The sequence below is a fragment of the Streptomyces sp. NPDC002386 genome, assembly GCF_053593175.1.
In genome coordinates this window covers 1-22,784 of sequence record NZ_JBSFBX010000001.1, presented here as the reverse complement: position 1 = coordinate 22,784, position 22,784 = coordinate 1, and the positions used below count along the sequence as shown (strand labels likewise).

20 protein-coding genes and 1 pseudogene are annotated in these 22,784 nt (G+C 72.8%); 11 read left to right on the top strand and 10 right to left on the bottom strand.

The annotated features are described in order from the left end of the window. Window positions 1–52: 52 nt before the first annotated feature. Window positions 53–1,195 carry a nicotinate-nucleotide--dimethylbenzimidazole phosphoribosyltransferase gene (gene cobT / locus ACWCPN_RS00105; RefSeq protein WP_451201325.1) on the bottom strand — a complete coding sequence of 381 codons (1,143 nt, stop codon included), beginning with the start codon at window positions 1,193–1,195 and terminating at the stop codon, window positions 53–55. Window positions 1,196–1,328: 133 nt separating this feature from the next. On the opposite strand from cobT, the gene ACWCPN_RS00100 reads away from it, so the two are divergent. Next, window positions 1,329–2,309 carry a class I SAM-dependent methyltransferase gene (locus tag ACWCPN_RS00100; protein ID WP_451201323.1) on the top strand — a complete coding sequence of 327 codons (981 nt, stop codon included), beginning with the start codon at window positions 1,329–1,331 and terminating at the stop codon, window positions 2,307–2,309. A 46-nt stretch (window positions 2,310–2,355) separates the two neighbouring features. On the opposite strand, the gene ACWCPN_RS00095 is transcribed toward ACWCPN_RS00100, so the two are convergent. Continuing rightward, window positions 2,356–3,558 (bottom strand): bifunctional adenosylcobinamide kinase/adenosylcobinamide-phosphate guanylyltransferase, encoded by a 1,203-nt coding sequence (locus ACWCPN_RS00095; protein ID WP_451201321.1) that lies wholly within the window; start codon window positions 3,556–3,558, stop codon window positions 2,356–2,358. An 80-nt stretch (window positions 3,559–3,638) separates the two neighbouring features. On the opposite strand from ACWCPN_RS00095, the gene ACWCPN_RS00090 reads away from it, so the two are divergent. Then, window positions 3,639–3,851 (top strand): hypothetical protein, encoded by a 213-nt coding sequence (locus ACWCPN_RS00090; protein WP_199210263.1) that lies wholly within the window; start codon window positions 3,639–3,641, stop codon window positions 3,849–3,851. A gap of 39 nt (window positions 3,852–3,890) precedes the next feature. Here the strand turns inward: ACWCPN_RS00090 and ACWCPN_RS00085 are convergent, their stop codons facing one another. The 3 genes from ACWCPN_RS00085 to ACWCPN_RS00075 all read right to left on the bottom strand — a co-directional run bounded on the left by ACWCPN_RS00085 (window position 3,891) and on the right by ACWCPN_RS00075 (window position 6,580). Next, window positions 3,891–4,961 carry a S1C family serine protease gene (locus tag ACWCPN_RS00085; RefSeq protein ID WP_451201319.1) on the bottom strand — a complete coding sequence of 357 codons (1,071 nt, stop codon included), beginning with the start codon at window positions 4,959–4,961 and terminating at the stop codon, window positions 3,891–3,893. Between the two features lie 171 nt (window positions 4,962–5,132). Beyond that, on the bottom strand, window positions 5,133–5,873 hold the full coding sequence (locus ACWCPN_RS00080) for a class I SAM-dependent methyltransferase (RefSeq protein WP_451202257.1): 741 nt from the start codon (window positions 5,871–5,873) through the stop codon (window positions 5,133–5,135). Between the two features lie 80 nt (window positions 5,874–5,953). After that, window positions 5,954–6,580, bottom strand: coding sequence for a DUF3043 domain-containing protein (locus ACWCPN_RS00075; protein WP_199210261.1), 627 nt, complete (start codon window positions 6,578–6,580; stop codon window positions 5,954–5,956). Window positions 6,581–6,859: 279 nt separating this feature from the next. Here ACWCPN_RS00075 and ACWCPN_RS00070 point away from each other — a divergent pair, with 279 nt between their 5' ends. Continuing rightward, window positions 6,860–7,651: a PspA/IM30 family protein gene (locus ACWCPN_RS00070; RefSeq protein WP_199210260.1), complete on the top strand. Its 792-nt coding sequence runs from the start codon at window positions 6,860–6,862 to the stop codon at window positions 7,649–7,651. Between the two features lie 34 nt (window positions 7,652–7,685). Next, window positions 7,686–7,964 carry a PspA-associated protein PspAA gene (gene pspAA, locus ACWCPN_RS00065; protein ID WP_451201317.1) on the top strand — a complete coding sequence of 93 codons (279 nt, stop codon included), beginning with the start codon at window positions 7,686–7,688 and terminating at the stop codon, window positions 7,962–7,964. Between the two features lie 81 nt (window positions 7,965–8,045). On the opposite strand, the gene ACWCPN_RS00060 is transcribed toward pspAA, so the two are convergent. Then, complete coding sequence (locus tag ACWCPN_RS00060; RefSeq protein WP_451201315.1) at window positions 8,046–9,413, bottom strand: hypothetical protein; 1,368 nt, start codon at window positions 9,411–9,413, stop codon at window positions 8,046–8,048. Between the two features lie 193 nt (window positions 9,414–9,606). On the opposite strand from ACWCPN_RS00060, the gene ACWCPN_RS00055 reads away from it, so the two are divergent. From ACWCPN_RS00055 to ACWCPN_RS00045, 3 genes are all read left to right on the top strand, one after another. Continuing rightward, a complete protein-coding gene (locus ACWCPN_RS00055) occupies window positions 9,607–10,827 on the top strand; it encodes a sensor histidine kinase (protein ID WP_365130536.1) in 1,221 nt (406 codons plus the stop codon). After that, complete coding sequence (locus tag ACWCPN_RS00050; protein WP_451201313.1) at window positions 10,824–11,501, top strand: response regulator; 678 nt, start codon at window positions 10,824–10,826, stop codon at window positions 11,499–11,501. The genes ACWCPN_RS00055 and ACWCPN_RS00050 overlap by 4 nt, the downstream gene beginning before the upstream one ends. 158 nt (window positions 11,502–11,659) lie before the next feature. Further along, window positions 11,660–14,758: an efflux RND transporter permease subunit gene (locus ACWCPN_RS00045; protein WP_451201311.1), complete on the top strand. Its 3,099-nt coding sequence runs from the start codon at window positions 11,660–11,662 to the stop codon at window positions 14,756–14,758. Window positions 14,759–14,822: 64 nt separating this feature from the next. Here the strand turns inward: ACWCPN_RS00045 and nadA are convergent, their stop codons facing one another. Continuing rightward, a complete protein-coding gene (nadA, locus tag ACWCPN_RS00040) occupies window positions 14,823–16,007 on the bottom strand; it encodes a quinolinate synthase NadA (protein ID WP_451201310.1) in 1,185 nt (394 codons plus the stop codon). A gap of 264 nt (window positions 16,008–16,271) precedes the next feature. Here nadA and ACWCPN_RS00035 point away from each other — a divergent pair, with 264 nt between their 5' ends. Then, window positions 16,272–16,628 (top strand): HesB/IscA family protein, encoded by a 357-nt coding sequence (locus ACWCPN_RS00035; RefSeq protein WP_061919812.1) that lies wholly within the window; start codon window positions 16,272–16,274, stop codon window positions 16,626–16,628. A gap of 82 nt (window positions 16,629–16,710) precedes the next feature. Here the strand turns inward: ACWCPN_RS00035 and ACWCPN_RS00030 are convergent, their stop codons facing one another. Next, window positions 16,711–18,372, bottom strand: coding sequence for a hypothetical protein (locus ACWCPN_RS00030; RefSeq protein ID WP_451201309.1), 1,662 nt, complete (start codon window positions 18,370–18,372; stop codon window positions 16,711–16,713). Between the two features lie 99 nt (window positions 18,373–18,471). Then, entirely contained in the window at window positions 18,472–18,681 is a 210-nt protein-coding gene (locus tag ACWCPN_RS00025; RefSeq protein ID WP_451201308.1) for a hypothetical protein, read from the bottom strand. Window positions 18,682–18,840: 159 nt separating this feature from the next. Between ACWCPN_RS00025 and ACWCPN_RS00020 the strand changes: the two genes are divergently transcribed. Continuing rightward, the gene (locus tag ACWCPN_RS00020; RefSeq protein ID WP_199210252.1) at window positions 18,841–19,815 is read left to right on the top strand and encodes a carbohydrate kinase family protein; all 975 of its coding nucleotides are present in this window, start codon (window positions 18,841–18,843) and stop codon (window positions 19,813–19,815) included. Window positions 19,816–19,870: 55 nt separating this feature from the next. Here the strand turns inward: ACWCPN_RS00020 and ACWCPN_RS00015 are convergent, their stop codons facing one another. After that, complete coding sequence (locus tag ACWCPN_RS00015; RefSeq protein ID WP_451201306.1) at window positions 19,871–21,253, bottom strand: aminotransferase class V-fold PLP-dependent enzyme; 1,383 nt, start codon at window positions 21,251–21,253, stop codon at window positions 19,871–19,873. Between the two features lie 320 nt (window positions 21,254–21,573). Between ACWCPN_RS00015 and ctaC the strand changes: the two genes are divergently transcribed. Together ctaC and ACWCPN_RS00005 are read left to right on the top strand one after the other, a co-directional pair. Continuing rightward, window positions 21,574–22,539, top strand: coding sequence for an aa3-type cytochrome oxidase subunit II (ctaC, locus tag ACWCPN_RS00010; RefSeq protein ID WP_451201304.1), 966 nt, complete (start codon window positions 21,574–21,576; stop codon window positions 22,537–22,539). Further along, a pseudogene (locus tag ACWCPN_RS00005) lies at window positions 22,536–22,784 on the top strand (cytochrome ubiquinol oxidase subunit I); the annotation flags it as partial. The gene ctaC and the pseudogene ACWCPN_RS00005, both read left to right, overlap by 4 nt.

Genomic DNA, 22,784 nt, shown 5'->3' with positions numbered 1-22,784 from the left:
AGGGGATCATATGTGTGCCCTTGTCGCGAACCGTGCAGCCGACCGCGCCCGGCTACTCCTTCTCCGGCCCCGTCTTCGCGTCCGCCTCCGACTCGGCCTTCGTGTCCGCCTCCGACTCCTCCGGCTCGGCCTTCTCGTCCGTCTCCGGCTCCGCCTTCTCGGGCAGCTCGGCGGCCAGCGCGGCGGCGGCCCGGACCAGCGGCAGCGACAGCAGCGCCCCCACCCCTTCGCCGACCTTCACGCCCTGCTCCAGCAGCGGCTCCAGTGCCATCCGGTCCAGCGCCTTGGCCTGCCCCGGCTCCCCGCTGTCGTGCCCGGCCAGCCACCAGTCCGGCGCGCGGAACGCGACCCGCTGGGCGACCAGCGCGCACGCGGCGGACACCACGCCGTCCAGGATCACCGGCAGCTTGCGCACGGCGCACTGCAGCAGGAACCCGGTCATCGCGGCCAGATCGGCGCCGCCGACGGCGGCGAGGAGCTGCAACTGGTCCCCGAGGACCGGCCGGGCCCGCCGCAGCGCGTCCCGGATCGCCGCGCACTTGCGCATCCACGCCAGGTCGTCGACCGCCAGCCCGCCCCGCCCGGTCACCACGGAGGCGTCGGTCCCGCACAGCGCCGCGATCAGCACCGCGGCGGCCGTGGTCCCGCCCACGCTCACGTCGCCGAGCACCACCAGATCGGTCCCCGAGTCTGCCTCCTCGTCGGCGACCGCCACACCCGCCCGGAACGCCGCCTCCGCCTCGTCCGCGGTGAGCGCGTCCTCGATGTCGATGCGTCCGCTGCCGCGCCGCACCCGGTGCCGCACGACGTCGGCCGGGAAGGCCTCCGGCGGGCAGTCCAGCGCCATGTCCACCACGCGCACCGGGACGTCCAGCCGGCGCGCGAGCACCGCCACCGGGCTGCCGCCCTCCAGCACCGCCCGCACCAGCTCCTCGGCGCCGCCCGCCGGCCGTGCGGAGACGCCGAGTTCCGCGACTCCGTGATCACCGGCGAAGAGCACCACGCGCGGCCGCTCCACCGGCCGTACCGGGACGGTGCCCTGCGCGGCGGACAGCCACTCGCCCAGCTCGTCCAGCCGCCCGAGCGCCCCGGGCGGCACGATCTGGCGCTCGCGCCGGGCCTCGGCGTCACGGCGAACGCCCCCGTCCGGGCGCTCGATCAGATCGGTGAAGTCGTCCAGTTCAAGGCTGCTCATTCGCCGAACAGTACCGGCAGCGGACGAACACTCAGGCGCCACATCGCCACCACGCGGTGACGACGTCTTTGCACCCGGGATCGGTATCCCATACGTTCCGGTTTGCCGCGGAATGTCGCCCTGGGAGCCGTCCATGCAGCCCTCGCTCTCCACCACGCAGGTCACCGAGCCCAACGACCCCTTCCTGGAACCACGCCGCGAGGACTGCCCCTGGTGCGGTTCCCGGCACCTGCGGACCCGGGTGCGCGCCCCCGACCCGCTGCGGCACCGGCCGGGCAGCCACACCCTCGACGAGTGCGGCGACTGCGCGCACGTCTTCCAGAACCCCCGGCTCACGGCGGAGGGCTTCGTCTTCTACCACCGGGACTTCTACGAGCGGCAGCTCGAGGAGTTCGCCGGGCGCCTGCGCTCCACCCGCACCGTCCGCCGCCGCCACCGCGCCGCGGCCCGCGCGCTGTCGGCGCTGCCCGACCCGGAGAGCTGGCTCGACGTGGGCACGGGACACGCCCATTTCCCCGAGGCGGCCAGGGAGTTCTTCCCCTACACCAGCTTCGACGGCCTGGACCCGACCGCCCGCGTCGAACAGGCCCTGCTGGACGGCCGGGTCGAGGAGGCCCACCGCGGCTACCTGAGCACCCCCGGCACGGCGGCCCGCCTGCGCGCCCGCTACGACGTGGTCAGCATGTTCCACCACCTGCAGCACGCCCCGGAGCCGCGCGCGGAACTCCGCGCCGCCCTCACCGTCCTGCGTCCCGGCGGTCACCTCGTCGTCGAAGTACCGGATCCGCGCTGCGTGTTCGCCGCGCTCCTCGGCCGCTGGTGGTGGTCCTACGGCCAGCCCCGCCACCTGCACCTGCTGCCCCTGGCCAACCTCCGCACGGAACTGGAACGGCAGGGCTGCACGGTCCTCGTCACCGATCGCAGCGCCCCCCACGCCCCCTACGACCTGTCAGCGGCCCTCACCCTGGCCGCGTCCCACAGCCACCCCCTGCTGCGAGCCGCGGCGGCCCCGCTGACCGACCTGGCCTGGGCCCTGGACCACACCCTCGCCCCGCTGACCCGCCACACCCCCTTCTCCAACGCCTACCGCCTCGTGGCGCGCAAGAACGGGTAGCCCCGTCGCCGCGGGGCACGCACGCCCGCCCCGCGGCCACGGCCGCTCAGCCCCGGAGCACCAGAGCCTGTCCGGCCACGACCAGCAGAACCTGCTCGCACTCACCGGCGAACGCCGCGTTCAGCCGGCCCAGTTCATCCCGGTACCGCCGCCCGGAGGCGGTCGCCGGCACGATCCCCGACCCCACCTCGTTGGACACCGCGACCACGGTCCGCCGGGCGCCCCGCACCGCCGCCGTCAGCTCCCGCACCCGCTCCCGCAACGCCTTCTCCCCGCCCCCGGCCCACTCCGCGTCGTCCCACGCCCCGACGGAGTCCATGACGTCCGTCAGCCACAGCGACAGACAGTCGATCAGCACCGGCGGCCCGTCCTCGGCCAGCAGCGGCAGCAGGTCCGTCGTCTCCGCCGTACGCCACGAGCCCGGCCGCCGCTCCCGGTGCACGGCCACCCGCGCCGCCCACTCGGTGTCCCCGCCGCGCGTCCCGCCCGTGGCCACGTAGAGCACGTCGGGAAAGGCCTCCAGACGCCGTTCGGCCTCCACCGACTTGCCCGAGCGCGCCCCGCCGAGCACCAGCGTCCGGCGTGGCACGTCCGGCACCTCCTCGTAGGCCCCGACCATCAGCGTCGTACCGTCCGGGACCGCCCGCGCCCCCGCCGCCGCGAGTCGCCGCCGCAGCTCGGCGCCCTGCGGCACGTCGTGGTCGAGGTGCACGGCGACGACGTCCGTCGTCGGGTCCACGGAGCCCACCGCCCGCAGCCGGGCCAGCGCGTCCGGGCGTCCCACGACGTCGGCGAGGACCATCTGGTACGACTCCGCCGTCGCCTCCTCCAGACCGGCCGGAGCCCCGCCCGGCGGCAGGTACAGCAGCCGCTGCCCGTCCGGACCGGTCACCGCGTAGCCGGTGCCGCCCGCGTCCATCGCCACGGCCCGCACCCGATGCCCCGTCAGCAGCGCCAACTCCCGCCCGTCCGGCACCCGGCCGGGCTGCGGCACCCCGGCCGGCACCTCCACCGCCGGTCCGTCGTGCGGGTGCGACAGCAGCACCTGCCGCACCCCGCCCAGCGAATGCCCGGAGCGCGCGGCCGCGAACGCCGCGCCGGGTGTCAGGTCGAGCAGCAGGGCCCCGTCCACGAGCAGCGCGGTGGCCGCCCGCGCGTCAGGGCCCAGCGCGGTCGCGCAGACGGCGCAGGGGCAGTCGGGGCGGGGCAGCCCCGCCGGGGTACCGGTGCCGAGCAGAGTGACTTCCACGGACCGATTTTCACCCGTCCCAGCAGGTCTTGCGCTTCCGGCTAGTCTTCCGGGGCAGAGTTGGATCAGAGGAGGCCCATATGACGGCATGGACGTGGCGGTTCGAGAAGGCCGACGGGACGGAGGTCCAGCCCGCGGTGCAGCCGGAGGAGTTCACCACCCAGGGGGACGCCGAGTCCTGGATCGGTGAGCACTGGAAGGCCCTGGAGGAGGGCGGCGCCGACCAGGTACGCCTGTTCGAGGAGACCAGCGAGATCTACGGCCCGATGAGCCTGCACGCCGAGGCGTCGTAAGCCGGCCGGGGAGTGAGGAGGGACCTGCCGCCACCCTCCTCACTGCTCACCCAGTGTCACCTCCACGGTCTTCGCCGCGCCGTCGCGCTGGAAGGTCACCGGGGTGCGCTGCCCCGGCCGCCGGGCCGCCAGGGCTTCGGCGAGCTCGGTGGCGGAGGTGACCGGGGTGCGGTCCACCCGGGTGATCACGTCGCCGGGCCGCAGACCCGCCCGCGCGGCCGCGCCGCCGTCGCCCACGGTCACCACCGCGACCCCGGCGGGCCGGTAGCCGTCGTCCACGACGCCCCGCACGGTGACGCCCAGCGCGGCCCGCCCCGAGTCGACGACCTTGCCGTGCCTGACGATCTGGTCGGCGACGGTGCGCACCATCGACGCGGGGATGGCGAAACCGATACCGGGGGCCGCGCCGCCACCGAGGTCCGGATCGGACGCGGCGAGCGTCGGGATACCGATGACCTGCCCGTCGAGATTCACCAGCGCGCCACCGCTGTTGCCCGGATTGATGGCGGCCGACGTCTGCACCATGTTCGCGATGGTGGCGCCCGTACCGCCGTCCGAGCCGCCCTCGCTGACGGTCCGTCCGGTCGCCGAGACGATGCCCTGGGTCACGCTGGACGACAGCCCGAGCGGCGAGCCCATGGCCAGCACCATGTGGCCGACCCGCACCGTCCCGGAGTCCCCGAACACCGCCGCCCGCAGCCCGGCCGGCACCCGGTCCAGCCTGATCACCGCGAGGTCCTGCTCGGGATAGGAGTACACCAGGCTCGCGGTGAGCGGCTCCTCGCTGTTGGCCGTGGTCACCCGGAAGGTCTTCTCGGACCCGACCACGTGCGCGTTGGTGACGATGTGCCCCTGGCCGTCGTACACCACCCCGGAACCCAGATCACGGCTCGCCCGGATCTGCACGACCGACGGCAGGACCTCCTGGATCACCTTCAGGTACCGGCCCTGCACGTCGTCCAGCGCCAGCGGGAGTGCCGCCCGGTCGGACGCGCCGGGCCGCTCCGCCGGCGTCGCGGACGCCGTGCACCCGGCCACGAGCAGCACCGCACAGACCAGCACGGGGACACGCGCGCCCCTTCGACGGGCACGGGCAAGGGAACCGTCCATGCACCGAGTGTTCCCACGGGGAACGCCCCGGGCGCGCCCGATACGCCCGAACGGACCCCGACACCGCCGGCGGTGACGGCCGTGTCCTGCCCTGGGGGGCGTCTCCCCTGGGTCGTGTCCGCAAAGTCACGCCTGCGTTGCGGGCGAACGACGCGACTTTGCGGACACGACCTAGCCGCGCACCCCGCACAGATGCAGCAGCGCCGCGACCGAGCGGTAGGGATCGGTGCGCCCGGCCCGTTCCTCGGCCGCCAGCAGGCTCTGCAGGTCGTCCGGTATCTCCGCGTCGTCCGCCGCCGTGTCGGTGAAGACCCGTACGCCGTACCAGGCGTGCAGCGGGGCGGCGATGCCGGCCAGGGTGGCGGTGAGGGCCGACAGCCGGTCGGCCCGTACGTCGAGGCCGAAGCGGATGGGGGTCCCCCCGTTCGAGTCAGTTCGAGCACGGGGGCGGTGGGAGGTGGCGCCGAAGGCGGCCACCGCGCCCTGCCAGTCGCCGGACAGACCCGGCCGCATGGCGAGCGCGTCGCCGTTGCGCACCAGGAGCGACAGCAGTCCGCCGGGCGCCAGCATCCGGGCCAGGCCCGCCACCAGCGGATCGGGCTCCTCCACGTACATCAGTACGCCGTGGCACAGCACCACGTCGAAGCTGCCGGGCAGGAAGTGCACCCCGGTGTCCCGGCCGTCGCCCTGCACCAGACGGACCCGCTCGCGGATGCCCTCGGGCTCCCCCGCCAGGGACCGGCGCGCGGCCGCGATCATCGTCGCGTCCTGCTCGACCCCCGTCACCTGGTGACCGAGCCGGGCCAGCCGCAGCGCCTGCGTGCCCTGGCCCATCCCCACGTCGAGCACCCGCAGCCGCTGCCCGACCGGGAACCGCCCGGCTATCTGCTCGTCGAGCTGCCGGGCGACCAGCTCCTGTCGTACGACATCACGCAGCCCGCCCAGCTTGTTCAGCCGGGCCTCGGCCGCACCCCCGGTGAAGGCGTCTGCGCTCAGGGCCGCTCTCCGCGCTTGACCTGCGGCTTCGGCAGCCGGAGCCGGCGCATCTGGAGCGAGCGCATCAGACCGTAGGCCACCGCGCCCCGGCGGTTCTGGTCGGGGAAGCGCTCGGCGAGCCGCTTCTTCAGCCGGAAGCCGCTGATCACCGCGTCCACCACGATCAGCACGATCACCACGGCCCACAGCCACAGCGCCAGCGCCTGGATCGACGGCACCCGCACCACGCTCAGCACCAGGATCACCACGGCGAACGGGAGGAAGAACTCCGCCATGTTGAACCGCGAGTCCACCCAGTCGCGCGCGAACCGGCGGACCGGGCCCTTGTCGCGGGCCGGCAGGTAGCGCTCGTCACCGCCGGCCAGGGCCTGGCGCTGCCGGTCCAGCGCCTGGCGGCGCTCCTCGCGCTGACGCTTGGCGGCGTCCTTGCGGGTCGTCGGCGTGTTGGCGACGCTGCGGCGCTGGGACTGGGCCTCACTGCGCTTGGGAGTGGGCCTGCCCTTGGGGGCCTGCGGGTCACGGGGCTGCTTGGAGAAGTTCACGGCCGCCTTGTCGGCGGACGCCTTCTCTTCCTTGGCACGGCTACGGAACACAAAACCCAAGGGTACGGGCTGCACCGGCATGGACCCCAGCCCGGCCGGGAACGATCCGGCAACACCGGACGTCTGTAGGGGGACAGAGGGGACGACGCGGACGCTACACCAGGAGGTCACCGGAAGGGCCCGAGCGGCCCGCCCCGGGGATCACCTACTCCTCACGCCGGAGTGGCGGGGCCCGCAGTCGTCCTTGGGGATGAGCGCATCGGTCCCCGAACAGTGCGGTAATGGAGTCAGGGCCCGTACTGTGGGTTCTGTCGCTGGATCGGTGAGCTGGAGTCCGTCAGAAGGGGGCGCGCGAAGCCCATGAGCGGTGTCATGAAGCGTATGGGGATGATCTTCCGCGCGAAGGCGAACAAGGCCCTTGACCGGGCCGAGGACCCGCGCGAGACCCTCGATTACTCGTACCAGAAGCAGCTCGAGCTGCTGCAGAAGGTGCGCCGCGGGGTCGCCGACGTCGCGACCTCCCGCAAGCGCCTGGAACTCCAGCTCAACCAGCTGCAGCAGCAGTCCACCAAGCTGGAGGACCAGGGCCGCAAGGCGCTCGCGCTCGGCCGTGAGGACCTGGCCCGCGAGGCGCTGTCCCGCCGCGCCGCCCTCCAGCAGCAGGTCACCGACCTCGAGACGCAGCACTCCACCCTCCAGGGCGAGGAGGAGAAGCTCACCCTCGCGGCCCAGCGGCTGCAGGCCAAGGTGGACGCCTTCCGTACGAAGAAGGAGACCATCAAGGCCACCTACACCGCCGCCCAGGCCCAGACCCGCATCGGTGAGGCGTTCTCGGGCATCTCCGAGGAGATGGGCGACGTCGGCCTCGCCATCCAGCGCGCCGAGGACAAGACCGCCCAGCTCCAGGCCCGGGCCGGCGCCATCGACGAACTGCTCGCCTCGGGCGCCCTCGACGACCCGTCCGGCATGGCCAAGGACGACATCCAGGCCGAGCTGGACCGGCTCTCCGGTGGTACGGATGTAGAGCTGGAACTGCAGCGCATGAAGGCCGAGCTGGCCGGCGGCTCCCCGCAGCAGGCCATCGAGGGCGGCACCGGCCAGGCGCAGTCCCAGCAGCAGCCGCAGGACACCCCGCGCTTCGACAAGCAGTAGTCCGGCGCCGGGACCCCGAGCCGAGGAGGCCGACGTGATCGTACGGATCATGGGGGAGGGGCAGGTGAAGCTGGACGACGTCCACTTCGCCGAGCTGAACAAGCTGGACGACGAACTGCTCGCGGAGATGCAGGGCGGCGACGAGGCGGGCTTCCGCCGCACGCTCTCCACCCTGCTGGACGCCGTCCGCCGCCTCGGCGCACCGCTCCCGGACGATGCCCTGGAACCCTCGGACCTGATCCTCCCGTCCCCGGACGCCACGCTGGAGGAGGTCCGGGACCTGCTCGGCGACGACGGCCTGATCCCGGGCTGAACCCGCTCGCGTGCCGGCCGGTGGCGGCCCCGGGCAGCGGAGAGCCCCGGGGCCGGGAGCCCCGGGGCCGGTCCGCACCGGTCAGCCCAGCGGGAACCAGGTGGAGCGGGACTTCTGCCACTCCGGGTGGGTGAGGTCCTTCGCCTCGGTGCCGTCGCCGTAGAGATCGGCGGACCCGTCGTCGGTGATCAGCTGCACCCGGGCGCCGGAGGCGTCCAGGTCGGGCACCGACACGACGGACTCCCAGCCGCCCGCGTCCGAGGTGGGCAGGTCCAGCTTCTTCACCGGTTGGTGCCCGGCCACGCCGTCCCAGGTGTACAGGGCGTACGGGTCGCTGTTGTCGTCGGCCGCCCAGGAGCCGGCCAGGACCAGGAACCGCCCCTTGTCGTCGCGGCGCAGGTCCCGCACGGACAGACCGCCGAAGTCCAGTTCGATCGGCGTGCCGACGGTCGCCCGGGCGCCCTTGACCACCTGGTCCATGTTGGTCACCGGCACGATCAGCGCCCTGCCGCCCGACACCGGCGGCACCAGCGGGGCGCGGAAGCCGACGTAGGCGGTGGTGGTGGAGCCCGGCGCGAACTCCAGGCCCTCCACGTTGAAGCCGTCCACCTGCTTCGGGGTCTGCCCGTCCGCCGTGGCCGCGGCGAAGCCGTACCGGTCGCCGTTCGCCCGGTCCCAGGCCACCAGGTCGTCGCGCAGCCGGTGCCCGGCGGTGCCGAAGGTGAGCCGGGTGGCGGCGCCCGACCCGGAGACGGTGGTGGTGAAGACGGTGTCGCGGTCCGCCTTGTACACGCCGTCCTTGTTGTTGCCCAGCGAACCCGTCCAGTAGACCGTGTCGCCGACGCGCGCCGCGCCCTCGATGTCGACCTCCTTGTCCGCGCCCAGCGCACCGCCGAGGTCCCAGGTCCGCACCGGGGCGCCGGAGGCCGAGCCGTCGTACAGGCGCAGCGTGTTGTCCTCGTCGTTGCCCACCACGACGTAGCCGCCGCCGACGTCCACGGCGGCGGAGGCGTCCGAGGCACCGGTCAGGTAGCGGGTGTCGGCCGGGCGCTGGACGGCGGGGGAGGCCGCGTAGTGCAGGGTCGTGGTGGCCGTCCTGCCGCCGAGCCCCGTCACCTTCAGCGTGAGGTCGGCGTAGCCCTGCGCGTGCGCGGTGACCGAGAGGGTGCGGGCGGCGCCGCTGCCCGTGACCCGCACGTCGGAGGTGGCCGCCACGGCGGTGCGGCTGCTCTTCGTGGCCGTCACCGTCAGCGCGGAGGCGTCCGCGCCGCTCTGCGCGACGGTCACCGCGACCGTCGGGTCACCCGTGGCGCCGACCGCGCCGGACAGGTGGGCGGACGACAGTCCGATGGTGGGCGTGCCGTAGGTGACGGCCTGCGCGGGCGTGACCGGGGCCGCGGCCGAGGCGAGGGCGAGGGCCGCGGCGGGCCAGAGCGAGGAAGCGCGCACAGCGGGCTGCCTTTCGTCGACAGGAGGCATCCGGCCGGGCCGGCGGGAATGCCGTCGAGAAGGTTGATCATGTACGGCCAACGCCGGGCGTCCGGCCGTCGTACACGCCGCGAACACCTGTCGACGGCCGGCGGCGGGTGAGCCGCGCCTCGCCGTGTTCCGGCCCTCCGTCCGGCCCCGTACTGTTCAGCGGGTGAGCACACTCGAACGGGCCCGGTGCAGCCTCAAGGCCCACCCCCTCGCGCTGGACGCGGCCATCGCGGCGGGCGTGCTGGCGTGCATGATCGCCGGCTCCTTCGCGGTGCCCCACGGCGCGAACGGCGTCACCTGGGGCGTCCGCACCCCGGACCCGCTCGGCCTGGTCCTGATGTTCCTCGCCGCCGCCGCGCTGGTCCTGCGCCGCCGCTTCCCGAAGGGCGTCCTCGCCGTCACCGGCACCATCTCCCTGGTCGAGTGTCTCACCGGAGACCCGCGCGCCCCGGTCGCGATGGCCGCCGTGGTCGCCCTGTACACGGTCGCCGCGACCACCGACCGCACCACCACCTTGCGCGTCGGCCTGCTCACCATGACCGTGCTGACCGCCGCCGCGATGCTCGCCGGCCCCCTGCCCTGGTACGCCCAGGAGAACCTCGGCCTGCTCGCCTGGACCGGCATCGGCGCCACCGCCGGGGACGCTGTGCGCAGCCGTCGCGCGGTCGTGCAGGCGATCCGGGAGCGCGCCGAACGCGCCGAGCGGACGCGTGAGGAGGAGGCCCGCCGCCGGGTCGCCGAGGAGCGGCTGCGCATCGCCCGCGACCTGCACGACGTCGTCGCCCACCACATCGCGCTGGTCAACGTGCAGGCCGGCGTCGCCGCGCACGTCATGGACCGGCGGCCCGACCAGGCCAAGGAGGCGCTCGCCCACGTCCGCGAGGCCAGCCGCAGCGCGCTCGACGAACTGCGCGCCACCGTCGGTCTGCTGCGCCAGTCCGGCGACCCCGAGGCACCCACCGAGCCCGCCCCCGGCCTCAGCCGGCTCGACGAACTCGCCGGCACCTTCCGCAGCGCCGGACTCCCGGTGGAGGTCGCCCGCACCGACCACGGCACCGAACTCCCGGCCGCCGTGGACCTCGCCGCCTACCGGTGCATCCAGGAGGCCCTGACCAACGTCCGCAAGCACGCGGGCACCGAGGTCAGGGCCGAGGTCAGCGTCGTACGCGTCGGCGGGAACATCGAGGTCACCGTGGTCGACGACGGCGCCGGCGCGGGCGGTGCGCCCGGGGACGGCGGCGGCCACGGGCTGCTCGGCATGCGGGAGCGGGTCACCGCCGTCGGCGGCACCCTCACCACCGGGCCCCGCTACGGCGGCGGCTTCCGCGTCCATGCGATCCTGCCGGTCGCGACCCGCACGACGGCTACGGGGGAGACCGCATGACGATCCGTGTCCTGCTCGCCGACGACCAGGCGCTGCTGCGCAGCGCGTTCCGCGTGCTGGTCGACTCCGAGCCCGACATGGAGGTGGTGGGCGAGGCCTCCGACGGCGCCGAGGCGGTCCGGCTGGCCAAGGAGCGCGGCGCCGACGTCGTCCTCATGGACATCCGCATGCCCGGCACCGACGGCCTCGCCGCCACCCGCCTGATCAGCGCCGACCCCGCCCTCACCCAGGTCCGCGTGGTCATACTGACCACCTTCGAGGTCGACGACTACGTGGTGCAGTCGCTGCGCGCCGGCGCCTCCGGCTTCCTCGGCAAGGGCAGCGAACCCGAGGAACTGCTGAACGCGATCCGGGTCGCCGCGGGCGGCGAGGCGCTGCTCTCCCCGGCCGCCACCAAGGGCCTGATCGCCCGCTTCCTCGCCCAGGGCGACGACGACGGCCGCGACCCCGCCCGCTCCGAGCGGCTCGCCGCGCTCACCGGCCGGGAGCGCGAGGTCCTGGTGCAGGTCGCCGGCGGCCACTCCAACGACGAGATCGCCGAACGCCTCGAGGTCAGCCCGCTGACCGTGAAGACGCACGTCAACCGGGCCATGGCCAAGCTGGGCGCGCGGGACCGGGCGCAGCTCGTCGTCATCGCGTACGAGTCGGGCCTGGTACGTCCGAGGACGGACTGATCTCCACCCGCGTGTACTGCGCGGGGAGTAGGCACCGGATAAGGAAATGGACCTGGGGGTTACGGAACCGGCGTCCGGCATGGCCCAAGGTGGTGGGGTGGCGTTCATCCGCGCCCCGCAGCAGCTTCTGCCGCTCACAGAAGAGAGACCCCTGACCCATGTCCTGGCTGTCGAGATTCAGCCTCGCCCAACGGGCCCTGATCGGCCTGATGTCGCTCATCGCGCTCGTCTTCGGGCTGATCGCGATACCGCAGATCAAGCAGCAACTGCTGCCCACCATCGAACTGCCCATGGTGTCGGTGATCGCGCCGTACCAGGGTGCCTCGCCCGACGTCGTCGAGAAGCAGGTCGTCGAGCCCATCGAGAACAACCTCCAGGGCGTCGACGGTGTCACCGCAGTCACCTCCACCGCCAGCGAGGGCAACGCCGTGATCATGGCGTCCTTCGACTACGGCAACGACACCAAGCGGCTCGTCTCCGACGTCCAGCAGGCCGTCAACCGGGCCCGTAACCAGCTCCCGGACGACGTCGACCCGCAGGTCGTCTCCGGCTCCACGGACGACATGCCGACCGTGGTCCTCGCCGTCACCTCCGGCAAGGACCAGCAGGCCCTCGCCGACCAGCTCGACACCACCGTCGTACCGGCCCTGAAGGACATCGACGGCGTCGGCCGCGTCCAGGTCACCGGCGCGCGGGACCTGCAGGTCGCCGTCACCCCGAACGACGCGAAGCTGGCGAAGGCGGGGCTCACCTCCGCCGCCCTCGGCCAGGCCCTGCAGGCGGGCGGCGCGACCGTGCCGGCCGGCTCCTTCGACGAGGACGGCGCCAACCGCACCGTCCAGGTCGGCGGCGGCTTCACCTCGCTGAAGCAGATCCAGGACCTCAGGGTCGGCGGCGAGGGCGTGGACGAGTCCGTGCGCCTCGCAGACGTGGCCACCGTGAAGCAGCGGCCGGCCCCGGCGGACTCCATCACCCGCACCGACGGCCGGCCCAGCCTCGCCGTCAACGTCACCATGGACCACGACGGCAGCGCGGTCTCCATCTCGAACGCGGTCCAGGACAAGCTGCCCGGCCTGCGGGCGGACCTCGGCTCGGGTGCCGAGCTCACCGTCGTCAGCGACCAGGGCCCGGCCGTGTCCAAGTCCATCAAGGGCCTGACGACGGAGGGCGCGCTGGGACTGCTCTTCGCGGTCCTGATCATCCTGGTGTTCCTGGCGTCGGTCCGCTCGACGCTGGTCACGGCGGTGTCCATCCCGCTGTCGGTGGTCCTCGCGCTCATCGTGCTGTGGACGCGCGGCCTGTCGCTGAACATGCTCACGCTCGGCGCGCTGACCATCGCCATCGGCCGGGTCGTCGACGACTCGATCGTGGTCCTGGAGAACATCAAGCGGCACCTCGGCTACGGCGAGGAGCGCCGGGAGGCCATCCTCGACGCGGTGCGCGAGGTGGCCGGCGCGGTCACCTCCTCGACCCTCACCACGGTCGCCGTGTTCCTGCCGATCGGCCTGGTCGGCGGCATGGTGGGTGCCCTGTTCGGCTCGTTCAGCATCACCGTGACGGCGGCCCTGCTCGCCTCGCTGCTGGTGTCGCTGACGGTCGTGCCGGTGCTGTCGTTCTGGTTCCTGCGCGCGCCCAAGGGCACGCCCGAGGACGCCGACGAGGCGCGCCGGCTGGCCGAGGAGAAGGAGGCGAAGAGCCGCCTCCAGCGCTTCTACGTCCCCGTCCTGCGCTTCGCCACCCGCCGCCGGCTCACCAGCGTGCTGATCGCGGTGGCCGTCCTGGTCGTCACGTTCGGCATGTCCGGACTGCTGAAGACGAACTTCTTCGACCAGGGCGAGCAGGAGGTGCTGACGGTCAAGCAGAAGCTGAAGCCGGGCACCAGCCTCGCGGCCACGGACGCGCAGGCGAGGAAGCTGGAGAAGCTGCTCGCCGCCACCGACGGCGTCAAGGACTACCAGGTCACCGTCGGCTCCTCCGGCTTCATGGCGGCCTTCGGCGGCGGCACCGACACCAACCAGGCGTCGTACCAGGTCATGCTGAAGGACTCGGCGTCCTACGCCGACGTGCAGAAGCACCTCGAGGACGGCCTGAAGAAGCTCGACGGCATCGGTACGACCACGGTGTCCGCCGGTGACGGCTTCGGCAGCCAGGACCTCCGCGTCGTGGTGAAGGCCTCCGACGCCGGGGCGCTGCGCGAGGCCGCCGACCGGGTCCGCTCCACCGTGGCCGGTCTGGACGACGTCACCGACGTCACCAGCGACCTGGCCCAGAGCGTGCCGCGGATCTCGGTCACGGCCGACTCCAGGGCGGCGGCGGCCGGGTTCGACGACCAGAAGCTGGGCGCCGCCGTGGCACAGGCGGTGCGCGGCACGACGGCCGCCAAGGCGGTCCTCGACGACACCGAGCGCGACGTCGTCGTGAGGTCGGCGAAGCCCGCCACCACCCTCGCCCAGCTCAAGGCGCTGCGCCTCGGCCCGGTGAAGCTCGGTGACATCGCCACCGTGAAGGTGGTGGACGGCCCGGTGTCGATGACCCGCATCGACGGTCAGCGCGCCGCGACCGTCACGGCCCGGCCGACCGGGGACAACACCGGCGCGGTCAGCGCCCAGCTCCAGTCGCGGATCAAGGACCTGAAGCTCCCGGCGGGCGCGAGGGCCGAGATCGGCGGTGTCTCCTCCGACCAGGACGACGCGTTCAAGAACCTGGGCCTGGCCATGCTGGCGGCGATCGCGATCGTCTTCATGCTGCTGGTGGCGACGTTCCGCTCGCTGGTCCAGCCGCTGATCCTGCTGGTGTCGGTCCCGTTCGCGGCCACGGGCGCGATCGGCCTGCTGGTGGCCACGGGCACCCCGATGGGCGTCCCGGCCATGATCGGCATGCTGATGCTGATCGGCATCGTGGTGACGAACGCGATCGTGCTGATCGACCTGATCAACCAGTACCGCAGGCAGGGCCACGGGGTCGTGGAGGCCGTGATCGAGGGTGGCCGGCACCGGCTGCGCCCGATCCTCATGACGGCGCTGGCGACCATCTTCGCCCTGCTCCCGATGGCCCTGGGCGTCACCGGCGAGGGCGGCTTCATCGCCCAGCCGCTGGCGGTGGTCGTCATCGGCGGCCTGATCAGCTCGACCCTGCTGACCCTCCTCCTGGTCCCGACGCTCTACGCGATGCTCGAACTCCGCAAGGAGCGGCGCGCGCGGAAGAAGGCGGCCAAGCGGGAGCCCGAGCCCGAGGCGCTGGAGCCCGCGGGCGTGTGAGCGAACGGCGGGGCCCGGTCCACGTACTCCGTGGACCGGGCCCCGCCGTGTTTCCGGTGAACCGTTACGGCAGCGCCAGCATCCGCTCCAGGGCGAGCTTGGCGAACGCCTCCGTCTCCTGGTCGACCTCGATCCGGTTGACCAGGTTGCCCTCCGCCAGGGACTCCAGGGCCCAGACCAGGTGGGGCAGGTCGATGCGGTTCATGGTCGAGCAGAAGCAGACCGTCTTGTCGAGGAAGACGATCTCCTTGCCCTCGGGAGCGAAACGGTTCGCCAGGCGGCGGACCAGGTTCAGCTCGGTGCCGATGGCCCACTTGGAACCGGCGGGAGCGGCCTCCAGGGCCTTGATGATGTACTCCGTCGAGCCGACGTGGTCGGCCGCGGCCACGACCTCGTGCCGGCACTCGGGGTGGACCAGGACGTTCACGCCCGGGATGCGCTCGCGCACGTCGTTCACCGAGTCCAGGCTGAAGCGGCCGTGCACCGAGCAGTGACCGCGCCACAGGATCATCTTCGCGGCGCGCAGCTCCTCGGCGGTCAGCCCGCCGTTCGGCTTGTGCGGGTTGTAGAGCACGCAGTCGTCCAGGGACATGCCCATGTCCCGTACCGCGGTGTTGCGGCCCAGGTGCTGGTCCGGCAGGAAGAGCACCTTCTCGCCCTGCTCGAAGGCCCAGTCCAGGGCCCGCTTGGCGTTGGACGAGGTGCAGATGGTGCCGCCGTGCCTGCCGGTGAACGCCTTGATGTCCGCCGAGGAGTTCATGTACGAGACGGGCACCACCTGGTCGGCCACGCCCGCCTCGGTCAGCACGTCCCAGCACTCGGCGACCTGCTCGGCGGTGGCCATGTCGGCCATGGAGCAGCCGGCCGCCAGGTCGGGCAGGACCACCTTCTGGTCGTCGGACGTCAGGATGTCCGCCGACTCGGCCATGAAGTGCACACCGCAGAAGACGATGTACTCGGCCTCCGGGCGCGCGGCCGCGTCGCGGGCCAGCTTGAAGGAGTCGCCCGTGACGTCCGCGAACTGGATGACCTCGTCGCGCTGGTAGTGGTGGCCGAGCACGAAGACCTTGTCCCCGAGCTTCTCCTTGGCCGCGCGGGCACGCGCCACCAGGTCCGGGTCGGACGGCGAGGGCAGGTCGCCGGGGCACTCGACACCCCGCTCGCTCTTCGGGTCGGCCTCGCGGCCGAGCAGCAGCAGGGCGAGCGGAGTCGGCTGTACGTCGAGCTCCTGGGTCTGGGCGGTGGTCACGACACGCACCCTTTCTACTTTTCGTCTAACTGACGCTATCTATCATAGCCGCTTCACGTCACTTTGACGACGGCCATAGTGTCCATGTGACGTGAATCCCGCCCGGGTCGCTCCACGGGCCGCTGTCCGTGTCCACGCGCGTGTGCGAGCATGAAGAGACAACCAGAAACGCGACCACGCGAATGCCCGGCCCGGAATGAATCCGCGGAAACGCCGGTTGCACTCGTCGGCAAGCAGTCTCCGTACAACCCGGGAGAGATGTAGATGTCCGTATCGGACGAGACCACCACCGTCACCGACGGCATCATCCTGACCGACGCCGCCGCGTCGAAGGTCAAGGCCCTGCTCGACCAGGAAGGCCGCGACGACCTCGCCCTGCGTGTCGCCGTCCAGCCCGGCGGCTGCTCCGGCCTGCGCTACCAGCTCTTCTTCGACGAGCGCTCGCTCGACGGCGACGTGGTGAAGGACTTCGGCGGGGTCAAGGTCGTCACCGACCGCATGAGCGCTCCGTACCTCGGCGGCGCCACCGTCGACTTCGTGGACACGATCGAGAAGCAGGGCTTCACGATCGACAACCCGAACGCGACGGGCTCCTGCGCCTGCGGCGACTCCTTCAGCTGAACCGGCCACGGCCTGACGGACGAAGCGGCGGCCCCCTCCGCGGGGGGCCGCCGCTTCGTGCGTGTCCGTGGCGTGCGGGGTCCTAGCGGGCGTCCGTGCCCGGCTCCGCCCGCTTCACCTCGGGGAGCCGCCGGCCGTCGGCGCCGACCACCTCGCGGCCGCCGAGCGGCGCGTCGAGACGCACGGTCTTCGCGTACAGCTTGCCCATGGCGACGCACATCTCGCCCTTGCGCGAGCTCTCCGTCACCGTCACCGTCACCCGGCCCGCGCTCTCCTTCGCCGCCGCCCGGTACTGCGAGCACACCCCGCCCGTGAAGCGCACAGTCAGCTCACGGCCGTCGACGCGGTAGCCGTCCGCCTTCACGTTCCTGGTCGTCGTGCCCGGCTTCGGGGGCACCGACCCGCCCGGCGAGTCCGGTGAGTCCGGCGCGCCGGGTTCGACGGCCGGCGACTGTTCCACCAGGTACTTCGGGTCGACGGCCGGGTACGCCACCGTGAACGCACCGCCCGCGGTCGAGCCCCGCACCTCGAACAGCCACGCCGGCACCAGCACCTGACGGCCGCCGGACGAGCGGGCGGCCAGCCCGAACACCGCCTTCTCCACCTTCACCCGGTCCGCCGCCCCGGGCACCGACGTCGACCCGCCGCACGGCTGCTCGTCACGGTCCTTCAGCGGCATCGGGCTGGCGCAGCCGCCGATCCCCATGCGGTGCGTGCTCTTCGGCCCCCTGTTCATCAGCTCCAGCGTCCCGGCCGCGCCCAGCACCGGGTACGTGTCGCCCTTGACCGGCGTCGCCAGCTGCCCGTGACCGCCGGCCAGTCCGCCCTTGGCGTCCACCGTCAGGCCGGTCGTGAGCCCGTAGGTGGGCAGACCGCCCACCACCGGATCGGCGTCGACCACCCGCTGCGCGCCCATGACCCGGCTCGCGTCGATCTTCGCGTCGTCCTGGCCGAGCGCCTTCAGCACCGGCGCGGCGGCCTTCTCGGCGGCGGCCACGCTCACCGGGTCGGCGGCCGGAGCGGCCGGATCGTGGGCGCAGACGGTCACCTTCCGGCAGTCGTCGGTGCCGGGCGCGTACCGGCTGAAGGTCCAGTCGCCCGGCGCGTCCCGGTTCACCCGCAGCACCGGCCCGGTTCCGTCCTTCCCGCCGACCCGCCAGGCGCGGCCCTCGGCCACCGCCGCTCCGTCGACGCCGAGCGCCGCGGCCAGCCGGGCCACCCGCTCCCTGCCGACCTCACCCCCGGGGTCGTACACCGGGGCCGACCCGGGGCCGTCCGGCAGGTCGCCCACCGCCACGTAGGTCGCGCCGTACGGATTCGGCTCGCCGGGCGCGATGCCCCCCGTACCGCCCCGCGTCCAGCCGTCCAGCCGGAGCGGGGAGGGGGTCGCGCCCCCGCCGGAAGCGCCGGCGTCCGCGCGGTGGCCGGAACCGGCGCCGGCGGCGGCGAGGTAAGCGCCCCCGCCACCGGCCAGCAGAACCGCCGCGGCCACCGAGACGATCACCACCCGCGAACGGCTCCGCCGGGCCCATTCGCCGCCGTCCCCGCCGGCCGCCGGGTCCGCTTCACCGGCGTCCGCGCCGGGCTCCGTACGGGCGTCACCGGTGTCCGCGCCGGCCGCGGCGCGGGTCTCACCGGCCGCGCCGTCCGCCGCCTCGCCGGTCCCGGCCGTCCCGCCACCGGAGACCTCCGGCTCGGCGGAGTCCCTCGGGTCCTCGGGGTTCTCGGGTCGCTCGGTGTTCACCGCATCGCTCCTCGCTGGCTCGTGTCCCGCGTCCCCCGCAGGGGGAACGCCGATGGGACGTGCCAGGGGAGCGCACGGTTCCCGCCCGCGCGCCCCGGCTCAGTCGCCGTAGTCCGACATCGCGTCCAGCAGCCGCGCGGAGCGCGCCGGTACCGTCACCCCGTGGATCCGCGACGGCGGCACCGGACGGGAGCCGGCGTGCCGCGGCGGCGCCCAGTGCGGGGCCATCCGGGCGCAGTCCCCGCGCAGCGAGGCGAGATCACCTTCGAAGTCGGCCGGAGCGGACGTGTGGACCTTGAGGTTCGTCATGGCGGCACCGTATGCACGTGGGAGCGACGAAGAAAGACCTACTATCAGGTAGTTTTGCCTGCTTCAGCGACCCGCGCCAACCGGGTAGCGTGAACTGTCAGCCTCTTCCAACGAGCGCTATCGCGCGCCCCCTCTTAACTCCACAGGAGAGTCCACGCCGTGCGCATCGCAGTCACCGGCTCCATCGCCACCGACCACCTCATGACCTTCCCCGGCCGTTTCGCCGACCAGTTCGTCGCGGACCAGCTGCACACGGTCTCGCTCTCCTTCCTGGTCGACAACCTGGACGTCCGCCGGGGCGGCGTCGGCGCCAACATCGCCTTCGGCATGGGCCAGCTCGGCACGAGGCCGATCCTCGCCGGTGCCGCCGGCTTCGACTTCGACGAGTACCGGTCCTGGCTGGACCGCCACGGCGTGGACACCGAGTCGGTCCGGATCTCCGAGACCCTGCACACCGCCCGCTTCGTGTGCACCACCGACGCCGACCACAACCAGATCGGCTCCTTCTACACCGGCGCGATGAGCGAGGCCCGGCTCATCGAGCTGAAGACCGTCGCCGACCGCGTGGGCGGCCTCGACCTGGTCCTGATCGGCGCCGACGACCCGGAGGCCATGCTCCGCCACACGGAGGAGTGCCGGTCCCGGAACATCCCGTTCGCCGCCGACTTCTCCCAGCAGATCGCCCGCATGGAGGGCGAGGAGATCCGGATACTGCTGGACGGCGCGACGTACCTGTTCTCCAACGAGTACGAGAAGGGCCTGATCGAGTCCAAGACGGGCTGGTCGGACGCGGAGATCCTGGCCAAGGTCGGCCACCGCATCACCACCCTCGGTTCGCGCGGCGTCCGCGTCGAGCGGGCCGGCGAGGACCCGATCGAGGTCGGCTGCGCGGAGGAGGAGCGCAAGGCCGACCCCACGGGCGTCGGCGACGCCTTCCGGGCCGGCTTCCTGTCCGGTCTGGCCTGGGGTGTCTCCATGGAGCGCGCGGCGCAGGTCGGCTGCATGCTGGCGACGCTCGTCATCGAGACGGTCGGCACCCAGGAGTACCAGCTCCGCCGGGGCCACTTCATGGACCGCTTCACCAAGGCGTACGGGCACGACGCGGCCGAAGAGGTGCGCGCCCACCTGAGCTGAGCGCCCACCTGAGCTGAGCGCCCACCGGAGAGGGGGCGGGCCGCCCGCCCCCTCGTCAGCTCACCCGGCGGACCAGATAGGCCGAGCCCCGTTCCGCGGGCTCCTCGCCCAGGTACTCCTGGCCCCGCATCTCGCACCACGCCGGAATGTCCAGGCGGGCCGCCTCGTCGTCCGACAGGACCCGGACCGTCCCGCCCACCGGCACGCCGCCGAAGGCCCTCGCCAGGTCGATGACCGGGATCGGGCAGCGCCTGCCGAGGGAGTCGACGACCAGTTCCTCGGCCCGTACGGCCGTCGCGGGCGCGGCCGCCGGGGCCCCCAGCTTCTCCCTGACGCCCGCCACCACGCCGGGCAGCACCTCCAGGAACCGCTCCACGTCCTCCTCCGCCGTGCCCGCCGGCAGCGACACGCGCACGTTCCCCTCGCTCAGCACGCCCATCGCCCTCAGCACATGGCTGGGCGTCAGCGTGCTGCTGGTGCAGGAGGACCCGGACGACACCGAGAAGCCCTCCCGGTCCAACTCGTGCAGCAGGGCCTCTCCGTCGACATACAGACAAGAGAAGGTGACGATCCCGGGCAGCCGCGCCTCCGGATCGCCCACCACCTCCACGTCCGGCACCAGCCCCGGCACCCGGGCCCGGATCCGCTCCGTCAGCTCCCGCAGCCGCAGCGCCTCCTGGGCCGCCTCGGCCCGCACCGCCCGCAGGGAGGCCGCGGCCGCCACGATTGCCGGCAGGTTCTCGAACCCGGGCGCCCGCCCCGATTCCCGTTCGTCCACCGGCCCTTGCGGCGCGAACCGCACCCCCTTGCGCACGGCCAGCAGCCCGACGCCCGGGGGCCCGCCCCACTTGTGCGCGCTGCCCGCCAGCAGCGACCAGTCGCCCTCGACCGGCCCCCACGCCAGCGACTGCGCCGCGTCCACCAGCAACGGCACCCCGGTCGCCCGGCAGGCCTCGGCCACCTCCGCCACCGGCTGCACGGTCCCGACCTCGTGGTTGGCCGACTGGAGGCAGGCCAGAGCGGTGTCCGGCCGGAGCGCGGCGGCGTAGGCCGACGGATCCACCGCCCCGGCCCGGTTCACGGCCACCCGGTGGACCGAGCCGCCCGCCGCCTCGAACGCGTCAGCCGAATGGAGGACCGAAGAGTGTTCGACGGCTGACACGATCAGGTGGCGCCCCACCCGCCGCCGCCCGGCCAACGCCCCGGCCGCACCCGTGTGTACGGCCCATGTCCCGGAGGACCCGAACACCACCTCGTCGGCCCGGCACCCCAGGGCCTCGGCCACCGCCTCCCGGGCCGCGTCGAGCAGCATCCGCGCCTTCCGCCCCTCCCGGTGGAGCCGGGCCGGATCGGCCCACCCGTCATCGAGGGAGGCCAACAGCGCCTGCCGGGCGACGGGGTGGAGGGGAGCGGCGGAGGCCGCGTCGAAGTAAGCCACACGGCAACGGTAGAACGCCGGCCGGCGGACCGGGGGGCGCGGGACGGTGTCCGTCCGCGGCTGCGCCGCGCTGCGCGACCAGCCACGACGTACCCGCACCCGCCGGCCAAACCGCGACAACCCGAGCCAATAGGCACCCGTTCCCGACCTGAAGGAGTGACCGGCGGCGCGTATGGCACCCTCCCCGCGAACCCTCGGAGAGCGTCGGCTAGGGTTTGGTCCGCATAAACATCCAAACCCCTGCCCGACGCAGGGCGGCGACCGACCAGCGAGAAGGCCGCAGCCGTACAGCGCGGGCGAGACTCTCGGGAAGGCGCTACGTGAGTCCCAACGGCTCCGACCGCTCGCCGCGGCGCCCGATGCGGCGGAAGCTGCTGCAGGCACTGACCGCGGGCCTGGTCCTGGCGACAGCCACCGGTTGCTCGTACAACTGGGAAGACTTCCCCCGCCTTGGTATGCCCACCCCGACCACGGAAGAGGCTCCGCGGATCCTCTCCCTGTGGCAGGGTTCCTGGGCGGCTGCGCTCGCCGTCGGCGTGCTGGTGTGGGGCCTGATCCTGTGGAGCGCCATGTTCCACCGGCGCAGCCGCACCAAGGTCGAGGTTCCTCCGCAGACCCGGTACAACATGCCGATCGAGGCCCTTTACACGGTGGTCCCGATCATCATCATCTCGGTGCTGTTCTACTTCACGGCCCGGGACGAGACGAAGCTCCTCAGTCTCTCCAAGAAGCCCGACGTCACGGTCAACGTGGTCGGCTTCCAGTGGAGCTGGGGCTTCAACTACATCGAGAACGTTCCCGGCTCGTCCGGCAACGCCAAGACCGACCCGAACCTGTCCGCCATTCCGGACCGGTTCAAGGACGCCTTCCCGGCCAACGCCGGCGGTGTCTACGACGTCGGTACCCCGGGCACCCGGAACCCGCAGACGGGCAACCCCGGCCCGACCCTCTGGCTCCCCAAGGGGCAGAAGGTTCGCTTCGTCCTGACCTCGCGTGACGTCATCCACTCCTTCTGGGTGGTGCCGTTCCTGATGAAGCAGGACGTCATCCCGGGCCACACCAACGCCTTCGAGGTGACCCCCAACAAGGAGGGCACCTTCCTCGGCAAGTGCGCGGAGCTCTGCGGCGTCGACCACTCCCGGATGCTGTTCAACGTGAAGGTCGTCTCCCCCGAGCGCTACCAGCAGCACCTCAAGGACCTCGCCAAGAAGGGGCAGACCGGTTACATTCCCGCCGGCATCGCGCAGACGAGCCACGAGAAGAACCGGGAGACGAACAACCTGTGAGCATCCTCAACGAACCCCAGGGTGCCGCGGCAGCTGAGGACTCGTACGAGAACGAGCTGCCGGTCAGGCGCAAGCAGCCCGGTAACGTCGTGATCAAGTGGCTGACGACCACGGACCACAAGACGATCGGCACGCTCTATCTGGTCACCTCGTTCGCGTTCTTCCTGATCGGCGGCGTGATGGCGCTGCTGATGCGCGCCGAGCTGGCCCGTCCGGGCCTGCAGATCATGTCGAACGAGCAGTTC